Origin of the sequence: Streptomyces bambusae (assembly GCF_019400985.1) — a bacterium.
Classification (GTDB): Bacteria; Actinomycetota; Actinomycetes; order Streptomycetales; family Streptomycetaceae; genus Streptomyces; species Streptomyces bambusae_A.
Window position 1 is genome coordinate 1 of sequence record NZ_WTFF01000218.1, and the last position, 12,652, is coordinate 12,652.

Below are 12,652 nucleotides of genomic sequence, written 5' to 3' on the forward strand. Positions count from 1 at the left end.
GTCGTGGCGCACACCCTGGGCGCGCTGGACTCGGCCAAGGCCGCGCTCGACGCGGCCGCCACGACGGCGACGCCCGTGCGGTACGTCGACCCGCGCGCGAACGTCCTGGTGGTGGAGGAGGCCGAGCCCGGCGCCGCGGCCGGGCTGCTCGCGGCCACCGCCGTCCCGGCCGGTCTGGTGCGCGTCGTCGGTACCGATCAGGCGCCGCGTCCGCTCTATGACCTGCGGGGCGGGGACGCGTATTACATGAACGGCTCCGGGCGCTGCTCGGTCGGCTTCCCGGTGACCCGCGGCGCCACCCAGGGCTTCGCCACCGCCGGCCACTGCGGACGGGCCGGGACCACCACCTCGGGCTGGAACCAGGTCGCCCAGGGCTCCTTCCAGGCCTCGGTCTTCCCCGGCAGCGACATGGCCTGGGTGGCGGCGAACTCCCAGTGGACCGCGACCCCGTACGTCAAGGGCAGTGGCGGGGCGAACGTGCAGGTCACCGGCTCGGTGCTGCAACCGGTCGGGGCGTCGGTGTGCCGGTCGGGGTCCACCACGGGCTGGCACTGCGGGACGATCCAGCAGCACAACACCAGCGTGACCTACCCGGAGGGCACGATTTCCGGGGTGACCCGTACGACCGTGTGCGCCGAGCCCGGCGACTCGGGCGGCTCCTACATCTCCGGCAGCCAGGCGCAGGGCGTCACCTCGGGCGGCTCCGGGAACTGCTCCAGCGGCGGCACCACCTTCTTCCAGCCGCTGAACCCGCTGCTGTCGGCGTACGGGCTGACGCTGCGGACCACCGGCTCCGACCCGGGCCCGGGCCCCGGCCCGGGTGACCCGGAGCCGGGCGGCACCTGGAAGGCGGGCGCGGTGTACGCGGCCGGGGACACGGTCACGTACGGCGGCGCCAGCTACCGCTGCCTCCAGGGCCACCAGGCCCAGACCGGCTGGGAGCCGCCGAACGTGCCGGCGCTCTGGCAGCGGATGTGAGCGGACGTAAGCGGATGTGACGGCCGGGTGGCCGTATCCGGCACCGCACCGCACCGCACCGCGGCTCCTGAGGGGAAGCCGCGGTGCGGCGCGGTGCGTGCGTTCAGGGCCACCGGGCGAGCGGTGTCCGGCGGATCGAGCGGCCCGGCAGGGCGTCGGTGCGGCGGCCGTCGCGGATGACGAACCGGCCGTCGACCAGGACGTACGGGATGCCGGTGGGCAGCCGGCGCGGGTGCTCGTACGTGGCGCCGGCCGCGACCGTCAGCGGGTCGAAGAGGACCAGGTCGGCCCGGTACCCCTCGCGGACCAGGCCGCGGTCGGGCAGCCGCAGCCGGGCGGCAGGCCGGCCGGCCAGGTGGGCGACGCAGTCCTCCAGGGTGAGCACGCCGAGCTCGCGGACGTAGTGGCCGAGGTAGTGCGGGAAGGTGCCGTACGCCCGCGGGTGCGGCTTCGCGCCCTGCAGGATGCCGTCGGAGCCGCCGGTGTGGGCGCGGTGCCGCATGATCGCGCGGACATTGCCCTCGTGGCCGACGTGCTGGAGCACCGTCGGGCCCAGGCGGTCGGCGAGCAGCAGCCGCCGGGCGGTCTCCCAGGGCGGTTCGCCGCGCGAGGCCGCCGCGGCGGCGACGGTATGGCCGACGTACGCCTCGTGCGCGGGGTCGGCCGTGCCGGAGATCTCCACCGTCGACCAGTCCACCGGCACCCCGTGGCAGCCGTCCGAGCCCTCCGTCTCCAGCACGGCGCCGATCCGCCGCGCGGTGTCCGGGTCCGCCAGCCGGGCCAGCAGCGCCTCGGGGCCGCCCTCGGCCGCCCAGCTCGGCAGGAGCGCGGCGAGGGTGGTGCAGCCGGGGGTGTAGGGGTACGTGTCGAGGGTGATGTCGGCGCCGTCGGCGAGGGCGCTGTCCAGGAGGGCCAGCAGTGCGTCGGCGCGGCCGGCGTTCTCGGCGAAGTTCATGGTGGCGTGGGCCAGGTGCAGGGCGCAGCCGGCGGTGCGGGCCAGGTCGACCGTGGCGGCGTAGGCGGCGAGGGCGCCGTGGCCGTAGGAGCGGTGGTGGGGGCAGTAGTAGCCGCCGTAGGAGGCCACCACCCGGCACAGCTCGGTCAGTTCGGCGTCGGACGCGTACATGCCGGGCGGGTAGGTGAGCCCGGAGGACATGCCGACGGCGCCCTGCTCCAGCCCATCGGCGACGAGCTGCTTCATCCGGGCGAGTTCGGCGGGGGTGGCCGGGCGGTCGGCCCAGCCCAGGACATGGGCGCGTACGGTGCCCTGCGGCACGAGGTAGGCGGCGTTGACGGCGACGCCGCGGTCGAGTCGGTCCAGGTACTCGCCGACGGTCCGCCAGTCGAGGGCGAGGTCCCCGCCGTCGTCGCCGACGGGGGCGCCGCCGTCGCCGTCGCCGTTCCAGCCGGCGATGGCGGCGCGGACGTCGGCGAGGGTGCGGTCGTCGACGGGGGCGTACGACAGCCCGTCCTGGCCGAGGACTTCGAGGGTGACCCCCTGGGCGGCCTTGGCGCTGTGGTCCGGGTCGCGCAGCAGCGCCAGGTCGCTGTGGGCGTGCATGTCGACGAACCCGGGCGCCAGGGCCAGGCCGTGGGCGTCGAGGGTGCGCCGGCCGCCCCCGGGGAGGCGGCCGACGGCCGCGATCCGGCCCTCGTGGACGGCGACGTCGGCGGTGTACGAGGGGCCGCCGGTGCCGTCGATGACCCGGGCGCCCCGGATGACCAGGTCCGTCCCGGCGGTCGCTGTCGTCCTGGATGTTGCTGCCGTCCCGGCTGTCGCTGTCGCTGTCGTCCCGGCCGTCACCGTGGTCCCAGCCGTCACCGCTGCCCCCATCCGCCGCCGTCGTCGCCGTCCCGGCCGTCAGTCGCCCGTCGGGCGTGACCTCAGAAGAACGTGCGGATCAGGTCGCCGACCGTGCCGTCCGCTTCCACGACCGGGATCAGCTGCCACTTCTCGAAGATCGTGCACGGGTGGGCCATGCCGAGCGCCACCCAGTCGCCGACCTCCAGCTCCGTCGCGTCGGCGTCCGTCTCCAGCCAGGCGTGCTGGTCGGACAGCTTGGTCACCCGGATGCCGGCGGCCGGGCGCTCCACGCCGTCGCGTGCCCCGCGCACCGCGAGCACCCGGGGCAGGCCCAGGTCGTAGGCGATGTCGCGCTTGCCGGCGTTGACGAAGGCCTGGCCGGGCGTGGGGCGGGAGACGACCTGGGTCCACAGCCGGAAGGCCGGCAGCAGGCCGCCCTCGTCGGGGTGGCGGTTGAACGGGGTCAGGCCCTCGTACCAGCCGTGGTCGTGGGAGACGTACGCGCCGGAGCGCAGCAGCGGCAGCACCGGCAGGGACAGTTCGGGGAGCTCCGTGAAGACCTCGGCGACGGCGTCGAACCACTCGCTGCCGCCGGCGCTGACGATGACCTCGTCCAGGCCGGTGCCGGCGAAGTGGCCCCGCTTGTCGAGCTCGGCCGCCAGCGCCGTCAGGCGGTGCAGCCACGCGCGGACGGTGTCGGCGTCGGCGCCGGGCATGGTCGCCTCGTAGCCGGCCACGCCGACCAGGCGCAGGGTGGGGGCCGCGGCGACGGCGTCGGCGACGGCCAGGCACTCGGCGTCGGTACGGATGCCGGTACGGCCCTCCTCGCCCGCGCCGAGTTCCAGGACCACGTCCACGACGGCGCCCCGGCCGGCCAGGGCCGCGTCCATCAGCTCGACCCCGCGTACGGAGTCGACGTAGGCGGTGAAGCGGAACGCGGGGTCGGCGGCGAGCTCGGCGGCGACCCAGTGCAGGGCCGGTGCGTCGACCAGCTCGTTGGCGAGGAAGATCCGCCGGATGCCGAAGGCGCGGCAGACCCGGGCCTGGTGGGGCATGGCCACGGTGATGCCCCAGGCGCCGTGCTCCAGTTGCCGCTCGAAGAGCTGCGGGGCCATGCAGGTCTTGCCGTGCGGGGCGAAGGCGAGGCCGTGGCGGGCCGCGTACGTGCCCAGGGCGGTGAGGTTGTGCTCCAGCGCCTCGGCGTCCAGCGTGAGCACGGGGGTGGTGAACCCGCCGGTGTGCAGGTTGCGGCGTTCGGCGGCGAGCGCGCCGACGGTCAGGCCGGCGGCCTCGGCGTCCGGGGGCAGGCCCTTGAAGCGGTGGTCGACCGGTTCCTCGGCGAGTCGCCGGACTGCTTCGCTGGCCATACGTGCCTCCTGGTGCGTTGCGTGCACCGCCCTTCAGGGTGGTGGTGAAGCGCATCCTGCCTCATGAGGCGCGAAGCACCGGGCAGTGGGCGCCCCGTGCGCGGGCCGGACGGACGGACGGACGGGCGGGCGGTCGCGGCGGTCTCCGTCTCGGCGCCCGGCGTGGTGGCCACGGCTGCGGCGAAGGGGCGCCCCCTGGCGGTGGGCGCCCCGTTGCGCAGGCCGGTACGGCTCAGCTGCCGGTCAGGCCGTGGTGCAGTACTGCCCCTCCTTGCCGATGGAGCGGTACATGCAGTCCGCGTTCTCCAGGAGCTGGAGCACCGCGTCCTTGTTGCGTGCGGTCTCGCGGTCGATCACCTCGTCGGGCGGGTAGAAGCCGCCCCCGCCGCTGGACGGGTACATCTCGAAGGTGTAGCCGAAGATCTTCTGGTCGCCCCACAGCCAGTCGTCGATGGTGCCGTCCGTGATGTACAGGTCGCTGGACTGTTCCGCGGTGTAGCCGTTGGACGCGGCCATCCGCCGGCCGACGGTCTTGAAGGCGGCCAGGTCGTCGGCGGTCAGTCCGGGCGCGGTGTCGTTGTACGTCCAGCCGAACGGCCACAGCACCAGTTCGCTGTAGGTGTGGAAGTCGATCGCGGCCTTGATCTGCTGCTTGCCGCCGACCACCCGGCTGCGGACGAAGTCCGAGACGGCCTTGACCTCGGGGGCGGACTCGGCGGCCGGGCCCCGGTAGGTCTCGGAGCTCCTGCTGCCCGAGGAGCCGCCGCAGCAGCCCCACTTGTAGTTCCAGTTGCGGTTCTCGTCGGTGCCGACGTACGACGATCCGGAGTTCGGCTGGCGGTTCTTGCGCCAGGAACGGTAGGAGCCGGTGGCGATGTCGTACTCGCCGCCGTCGGGGTTGAGGTCCGGGACGATCCAGATCTCCCGGCCGTTGACCATGTCGGTGACCCGGCTCTCGGAGCCGTACTTGGAGCCGAACTCCTTGAGCAGGTACAGCGCCATCTCGACGGTGAGGTGCTCGCGCGCGTGCTGGTGGTGCGTGAAGAGCACCTCCGGCTCGTTCTCGTCGGTGGCGACGTTGTCACTGATCTTGATGGCGACCAGGTCCCGGCCCTGGTAGGACTTCCCGATCACCCGCTTGCTCATGATGTTCGGGTACTGGGCGATGCGCTGGTCGATCTCGGCGCTCATCTCGGCGTAGTTGTGGTACTTCGAGTCGGCCGAGGGGAAGTCCATCGGGGAGGCGGCGAGGCCGGGCAGGCTGCGGTCCGGCGGTCCGGCGAGAGCCTCCAGCTTGTAACCGAGCTTGCGCAGGGTCTTGGCCTGCATGGCGTCGGCGCTGACGACGACGGTGTGGTCGTCCACCTCGTCGATGGACACGCCGAGGCCGAGCAGGGCCGTGCGGTCGGCGGGGGTCGAGGGGCCGTGGACGCGGTACTGGACGATCGCCTCGTCCTGCGTCGCGGTCGACGGGCTGGGCGGGGGCGAGGCCGTCGCGCTCATGCCGTAGGCGGGTGCGCCGAGGGCGAGCGCGAGGAGGGCCGCGACGGTGGCGGTCCTCCTCCTGCGGATGCTGCTGAGCCGCATGCGATCTCCTGGGTGGGGAGTGTGGGGGTGCCGTGCGGACGCGCACAGCGTGCGCTTCTGACATGTGCCGGTCAAGAGTGGCAAACCGGCCACCCCCACACGTACCCGCTACGGCAGGTTGTGGACGTGCGGACCCACCGCGTTCGACCACGCGTTACCCGCCTTGGCGTCCCAGTTGGTCGACCAGGTCATCGCGCCACGCAGGCCGGGATAGGTCCTTGACGGCTTGAAGGATCCGCAGCTCGTGCCGCGGGCCAGGCAGTCCAGGGCGCTGTTGACGACGGCCGGGGAGACGTAGCCGCTGCCCGCGCCGCTGGGCGAGGCGGGCACACCCAGGCCCACCTGGGACGGGGCCAGGCCCCCCTCCAGCTGGATGCAGGCGAGGGCGGTCAGGAAGTCCACCGAGCCCTGGGAGTACACCTTGCCGTCGCAGCCGAGCATCGAGCCGCTGTTGTAGTACTGCATGTTGACGACGGTGAGGATGTCCTTGATGTTCAGCGCCGTCTGGAAGTAGCCGTTCGAGGTCGACTGCATGTCGATGGTCTGCGGGGCCATCGTGATGACGAGCGAGGGGCCGGCCTTGGCCGACAGGGATCGCAGCGCCTGGGTCATCCAGGTCGGGTTCAGGCCGTTCTCGAGGTCGATGTCGATGCCGTTGAAGCCGTACTCCTGCATCAGGGCGTACGCCGAGTCGGCCAGGTTGCGTGCGGAGGCGGCGTCGTTCACGGTGATGGTCCCCTTCTCGCCGCCGATCGAAAGGATGACCGACTTCCCGGCCGCCTTCTTCGCGGCGACGTCCGCCTTGAACTGCGCCACCGTGTAGCCGCCGAGGCCCGCCGAGTCGAGGTTGAAGGCGATCTGCCCGGGCGTGGCGGTGGCGTCGGCGAAGGAGACGGCGATGATGTCGTACTGCGCCTGGACGTCGGAGAGGCGCTGGACGGTCGCGCCGTTGTTGAAGTTCTGCCAGTACCCGGTCAGGGCGTGCTTGGGCACCGAGGGGCCCGGGCCCGGGTTGCCGCCGCCGGTGGTCGTGCCGGTCACCGGGGCCGAACGGGGACCCTCACCCGCCTGGTTGTACGCGCTCACCTGGAGGGAGTACGAGGTGGCCGGCGTCAGGCCGGTCAGCTGTGCGGTGGTGCCGGCGGTCTGGGCGACCCGGACGCCGTCCCGGTACACGGAGTAGCCGGTCGCGCCGCTGACCGCGTTCCACGAAAGGGTGAGCGCGGTGTCGTTCTGGCCGGAAACCGTGAGGCCGCCCGGCGCGCCGGGGACGGACGGGCCGGGGTCGGTGCCCCCGCCGTCCGGTCCGACGACGCGGAACTCGTCCACGTGGTAGGCGGGCTGCCCGTACCAGCCGTGGGTGTACACGGTGACCTGGGTGGTGGAGGGGCCGGTGGTGAAGGTGGTGGAGAGCTTCTGCCAGCCGGCGCCGCTGCCCGGGGTCCAGGTGGAGACGTCCTGGGTGCCGGTGCCGCTCGCGCCGAGGTACACGTACGAGCCCTGCACCTGGGCGCTGAGCGTGTACGTCGAGTTCGGCTTGACCGTGACGGTCTGCGCGCACCGGGCGTTGTCGGAGCCGGCCGGGGTCGCCTTGAGGGCGGCGGCCCCGGCGTACACCGGGGCGGCGGTGACCGCGCCGCTGCCGGCCGAGCAACTCCAGTACGACAGGCCCGACTCGAAGCCGCCGTTGCGGGCGACGTCGATGTCGGCGGCCGTTGCGGTGCCGGTGGACAGGGCCGTCAGCGCGGTCGCGGTGAGGCCGGCGGCGGCGAACAGCGCGAGGGGGCGTATGCGGTGCATGTGGCTCGTGCCGTTCCTGCCGTTCAGGCCGTACAGGCCGTTCATGCGGCTTATGCGGCTTATGCGGTTCATGCGGTTCATGTGGTTCACATGAGACTCCGTGGGGGGAGTGAGGGGTGGGGAGTTGGGGAAGGGGGCATGGGGAGATGGGGCGTGGGGGATCCCGGGCCCAAGTTGGTCCAGACCAATCCTCCTGTCAAGACTCTTCGCAAAGTGGCTGGAAACGTCCCATCACCCCTTCCTTGTTGTCCGGGTTTTTCGCCACCTGTGACCGGTCGTGCGCGGACGGGAATCGGCAAGGCCCTGCCCTGCCAGGGACGACGCGGATATGGTGCTGGGGCACAAGGCCTTGGGGGACGGCCGTTTGCGGTCGTGCCGCATATGCGCGCACCCGCTCGCGGACCGGGGTGAGGACGGGTGAACAGGGGGATTCGCGTGCCGACCGCCATTGCTGTCACCAGTGCCGATCTGGCACTGCCGGCCCCGGACCGGCACACTCCGCCGCCCGTGCTGCTCTCCGCGCCCGACCGGGTCGACCTGGAGGGCTCGCTCGCCGAGACCGCCGCCCTGGTGGAGCGGCACGGACACGTGGTGGCCGTCGTACCGAGCTGGCTGCCGGCCCCCACCGTCCGCCGGTTGCACACCGTCCGCGCGATCCTGGAGAGCGACCGGATCGCGCTCCTGGACATCGACCTCCCGCCGCTGGCCACCGCCCTGCTGGTGCGTCAGTTACGCCAGCTGACCGTCTGCGACTTCAGCCCCGGCGTCATCGCCTCCGCCGCCCGGCTGCTGGCGCACTACATCCACGCCGGCGCGCTGCTGGGCTCGGTCGCCAGACTGGACCGCGTCCCGGTCGGCCTCGGGGCGCACGCCAAGTCCTGGGCGCCGGGCGCACTGTTCGCCGTCATGGCCCATCCCGCGCCGCGCCTGGCCAAACTCGGCGCCCCGGGCTTCACACCGCCGCCCGGACCGGCGTACGCCACCCACTTGACCTTCGCCCGCGGGCAGCTCGCCTCGGACTGGGTCACCGCCGAACTCGCCCCGGCCTGGCAGGTCCAGGGCGTGCTGGAGAACCCGCTGCCGGCCGACTCGCCCACCTGGTGGGCCACGCCCAAGCTGGTGGAGTTCGCCGCGGCCATCCCCGACCTCACCGTCCTCTACCAGCTGGTCGCCTCGGTGCGCCGGGAGCAGTGCCGCTGGTGCGGCCTGGAACTCATCGGCGACCGCTGCGGCTTCTGCGCCGCACCCCTGACCCCGACGACCACGCCCCCCGGCGCCTCCGCGTACGCGTCCCCCACCGCATCCGCCGCCGGACCCTGACCGCCTGACCGCCCGACCGATTCACGAACGACGAGGTAGTTCAGTCCGTAACCGGATCCTCCGCCCGAAGGCGGGGGCTTCAGCCCCAGCGGCTGGAGCCCGTGTGTTACCAGACCGAGCCATCACTGACAAGGAGGTGACCTTGATGGCTACGTTCCGTGCAGGACGGAAGACCGACCGAGCTGTGCTTCCTCAGCAGCTCGCTCTCGAATCCGAGTCAGCAGACAACCCCGGGATCAGGGACGAAACGGGGCTCGGAGACCGCTTGGCGGTACCCGGCACGGGACATGGTCGAGGGGAGATCCCCGGCAGCCCACCTGCTGTCGGGGGCGTCACTCCCGCGCCCTCAGGGGCCGGGACGAGGCCGCGTGAGCGGCACCCCGCCGTGTTCGTCCTCGACAAGCGCGGTACCCCGTTGCAGCCCACCACGCCCGCGAGGGCCAGGCGGCTGTTGAAGTCCGGCCGAGCCGTCGTCGCCCGGCACACGCCGTTCGTCATCCGACTGAAGGACCGCAGCGTCGCCGCGTCGGAGGTGGATGGCGGCGAACTGGGCATCGACCCAGGCTCCAAGCACACCGGCATCGCAGTGTTCACCGCGCAGGCCGGCGAGCGCCGCGGACGGTACGGCGTGCAGCGCGACCACCGCGGCGCGCTCATCCGGAAGAAGCTGGAGCAGCGTGCGGCGCACCGGCGCGGGCGCCGCACGAGGAACCTGCGCCATCGGGCCCCGCGCTTCTTCAACCGCGCCCGGCCGGAGGGATGGCTTGCGCCGTCACTCCGGCACCGGGTCGACGTCACCGTCTCGTGGGTCGACCGGCTGTCGCGGTGGGCCCCGGTACGCGCGGTGCACGTGGAGCGGGTCGCCTTCGACACCCACGCCATCAGCGCCGACCGGTCGTTGGAGGGTTCCGAGTACCAGCACGGCACCTTGCACGGCACCGAGGTCTGCGAGTACCTCCTCGCCAAGTTCGGCCGGGCCTGCGTCTACTGCGGCGCCACCGGCGTCCCGCGGGACGCCGCCGCCGTGCAGTCCACCCGGTGGGCCCTGTGGCGCGCACTCGACCAGCGCCTTCCCACCAGTGTCGCCTCCGGCGGCCGGACCAAGTGGAATCGCACCAGGTGCGGTCTCCCGAAGTCCCACAGCTTCGACGCCCTCGCCGTCGGCAAGCTCGACACCGTCACGGAGTACGCCACCACCGTCCTCGTCGCCGGGTGCACCGGGCGCGGCACCTACACCCGCACCCGCTCCGACAAGTACGGGTTTCCCCGCCTGCGCCTGCCTCGCCGGAAGCAGTTCTACGGCTTCGCCGCCGGCGACCTCGTCCGCGCAGTCGTCCCCGCGGGGAAGAGCGCGGGCACCCACACCGGACGCGTCGCGGTCCGTGCCTCCGGGAACTTCGCCATCCGCACCAGAAGCGGCCTCCACGCCGTTCGGCACACATACGTCCGTCTCCTCCAGCGAGCCGACGGTTACGCCTACACCCTCTGCAAGGAGCCCTCCGTCATGCCCGCCCACGGCCCGCGCCCGGACGCGCCGCCGTTGTTGACGGCGAATCGCCTCGGCGGTGATTCGCCTGCCCCTGCCCTGCTCCGCAGGAGTCCGATTCTCACCCGCGAGCGGGAGGTACCACCCCCGCCCGGCAGCGGTTTCCTCGGAGGTTCTCGATGAACTCACGCCAGCGCCGTGGCGTCATCCTGCTGCTCCTGTCGGTCCTGTGCGCCCTCGCGGCCTTCGCCGGGGTGCTGTCGGTCGTCGGGGACGTCAATGCGAAGGTCGGCCCGGAGGTCGTCGCGTACGAGGTCAAGAGCGGCATAGCGCCGTACACCCCGCTGAACGCCGGCCACTTCGAGGAGGTCCGCATCCCCCGGCGCTGGCTGCCGGAGACGGCCGTGACCGATCTCGGCGACCTGCGGGACAAGATCACGGTCGTCCAGCTGTCGAAGGGGACGCTGCTCCAGAGCGACATGCTGGTGGACCGGCCCAAACTCCAGCCCGGCGAGCAGGAGATCGCCATCATGATCGACGCGGCGACGGGCGTGGCCGGCAAGATCCACTCCGGCGACCGGGTCAACATCATCGCCACGTTCAACGGCGCCAAGGAGACCGACCCGGACCGCTCCGTGATCATCGTCTCGAACGCCCGGGTCATCGCCGTCGGCGCCCTCACCCCGGTGGAGAAGACCTCCGGCGACCGCAAGGGCCCCGAGGAGGCCGTCCCGATCACCTTCGCCCTGGGCACCAAGGACACCCAGCGGGTCGCGTACGCCGAGTCCTTCGCGGAGCACGTCCGCCTCGCCCTGGTCGCCCCCGGCACCGAGGGCCAGCAGCCCGCCCCCAGCGACCGTACGTACACCCTCGACGGGGACAAGTGAGGCCCGGATGACGACCCGTATCCTCCCGGCGGTCGGCGACCCGGACGCCGCCCGCTCCATCGCCACCCTCATCGGCCAGCTCCCGGCGGCCGAGCCGGCCGCGCCGGTCCCGGACTCCACCACCCTCCTCGACACCCTCGCCCGGCTGGCCGCCGAATCCCTCGACGAACTGCCCGAGGTGGTCCTCGTCCACGAGCGGATCGGGCCGGTGCCCGCGCTCGACCTGATCCGCGAGGTCGCCCTCCGCTTCCCCGCGGTCGGCGTCGTCCTGGTCACCTCCGACGCCGGCCCCGGCCTGTTCGCCGCGGCCATGGACTCCGGCGCGCGCGGCCTGGTCGGGCTGCCGCTGTCCTACGAGGAACTGGCCGCGCGGGTCCAGGCGGCGGCCCAGTGGGCCGCGGGCGTACGGCGCCACCTCGGCGGCCGCGGCGGGGACGTGTTCACCGGGCCGGGCGGCACGGTGGCCACGGTGACCGGGGCCAAGGGCGGGGTGGGCGCCACCTTCGCCGCCGTCCAGTTCGCACTGGCGGCCGCCGCCTCGGGCCGGCGCACCGCCCTGGTCGACATGGACCTCCAGGCGGGCGACGTGGGCTCGTACCTGGACGTGCAGTTCCGCCGGTCGATCGCCGACCTCGCCGGCATTCAGGACATCTCCCCCCGGGTGCTGGCCGACGCGGTCTTCGAGCACCGCACGGGGCTGGCGCTGCTGCTGGCACCCGCGGACGGCGAGCGCGGCGAGGAGGTCGACGACCGGGCCGCCCGGACCGTCGTGACGGCGCTGCGCAGCCGGTACGAACTGGTGGTGATCGACTGCGGCACCCAGCTGACCGGTGCGAACGCGGCGGCGGTGGAGATGGCCGACACGGCGGTCCTGGTCACCACGCCCGACGTGGTCGCCGTACGCGCGGCCAAGCGGACGGTGCGGATGTGGGAACGGCTCCAGGTCCGCAAGGCGGAGGAGACCACGCTGCTGGTCAACCGCTGGACCAAGCACACGGAGATCCAGCCCTCGCTGATCGAGAAGATCACCAAGACCCGGGCCCTGCGCACGCCCGTCCCGGCCGGCTTCAAGGAACTCCAGGCGGTGGTGGACGCGGGCCGGGTCCAGGACCTCGACAACCGCTCGGCGGTCAAGCAGGCACTGTGGTCGGCGGCGGCCGAACTCGGCCTGCTGGCCGCCCCGGAACCGCCCGCACCGGACCGCCCGGCCCCGTCCGGCGGCGGCGTCCTGGCCCTCCGCGCCCCGGGCCCGGTCGCCCGCCTCCGCGGCGGCCGCGGCGTTCGCCACGCCCGCGGCCCAGACCGCGGCTCCGTCGCCGCCCGACATCCCGCTCGCCAACGTCAAGGCGCACCTGGCGAAGTTCCAGACCAGCGCCAACAACAACGGCGGCCACCGCGCCCACGGCCGGACCGGCTACAAGGC

9 protein-coding genes are annotated in these 12,652 nt (G+C 73.0%); 5 read left to right on the forward strand and 4 right to left on the reverse strand.

Going from position 1 to position 12,652, the window contains the following annotated elements:
* Positions 1 to 978: carbohydrate-binding protein (locus GPJ59_RS25290; RefSeq protein ID WP_219669998.1), on the forward strand; the 978-nt coding region annotated here is incomplete at its 5' end.
* Positions 979 to 1,081: 103 nt separating this feature from the next.
* Here GPJ59_RS25290 and GPJ59_RS25295 read toward each other — a convergent pair.
* From GPJ59_RS25295 to GPJ59_RS25310, 4 genes are all read right to left on the reverse strand, one after another.
* Positions 1,082 to 2,704, reverse strand: coding sequence for an N-acyl-D-amino-acid deacylase family protein (locus GPJ59_RS25295; protein WP_308120481.1), 1,623 nt, complete (start codon positions 2,702 to 2,704; stop codon positions 1,082 to 1,084).
* A gap of 158 nt (positions 2,705 to 2,862) precedes the next feature.
* Complete coding sequence (locus tag GPJ59_RS25300; RefSeq protein ID WP_219670000.1) at positions 2,863 to 4,149, reverse strand: alanine racemase; 1,287 nt, start codon at positions 4,147 to 4,149, stop codon at positions 2,863 to 2,865.
* Positions 4,150 to 4,392: 243 nt separating this feature from the next.
* Positions 4,393 to 5,736 (reverse strand): M14 family metallopeptidase, encoded by a 1,344-nt coding sequence (locus GPJ59_RS25305; protein WP_219670001.1) that lies wholly within the window; start codon positions 5,734 to 5,736, stop codon positions 4,393 to 4,395.
* Between the two features lie 108 nt (positions 5,737 to 5,844).
* Complete coding sequence (locus GPJ59_RS25310) at positions 5,845 to 7,536, reverse strand: chitinase (protein ID WP_219670005.1); 1,692 nt, start codon at positions 7,534 to 7,536, stop codon at positions 5,845 to 5,847.
* Positions 7,537 to 7,971: 435 nt separating this feature from the next.
* Between GPJ59_RS25310 and GPJ59_RS25315 the strand changes: the two genes are divergently transcribed.
* The 4 genes from GPJ59_RS25315 to GPJ59_RS25330 all read left to right on the forward strand — a co-directional run.
* Complete coding sequence (locus GPJ59_RS25315; protein WP_219670002.1) at positions 7,972 to 8,856, forward strand: hypothetical protein; 885 nt, start codon at positions 7,972 to 7,974, stop codon at positions 8,854 to 8,856.
* Between the two features lie 385 nt (positions 8,857 to 9,241).
* Positions 9,242 to 10,525 (forward strand): RNA-guided endonuclease IscB, encoded by a 1,284-nt coding sequence (iscB, locus tag GPJ59_RS25320; protein WP_308120478.1) that lies wholly within the window; start codon positions 9,242 to 9,244, stop codon positions 10,523 to 10,525.
* Positions 10,522 to 11,229: a Flp pilus assembly protein CpaB gene (gene cpaB, locus GPJ59_RS25325; protein ID WP_219670004.1), complete on the forward strand. Its 708-nt coding sequence runs from the start codon at positions 10,522 to 10,524 to the stop codon at positions 11,227 to 11,229. Before iscB ends, cpaB begins: the two co-directional genes overlap by 4 nt.
* 7 nt (positions 11,230 to 11,236) lie before the next feature.
* The coding region (locus tag GPJ59_RS25330; protein ID WP_308120479.1) for an AAA family ATPase at positions 11,237 to 12,652 on the forward strand (1,416 nt) is incomplete at its 3' end.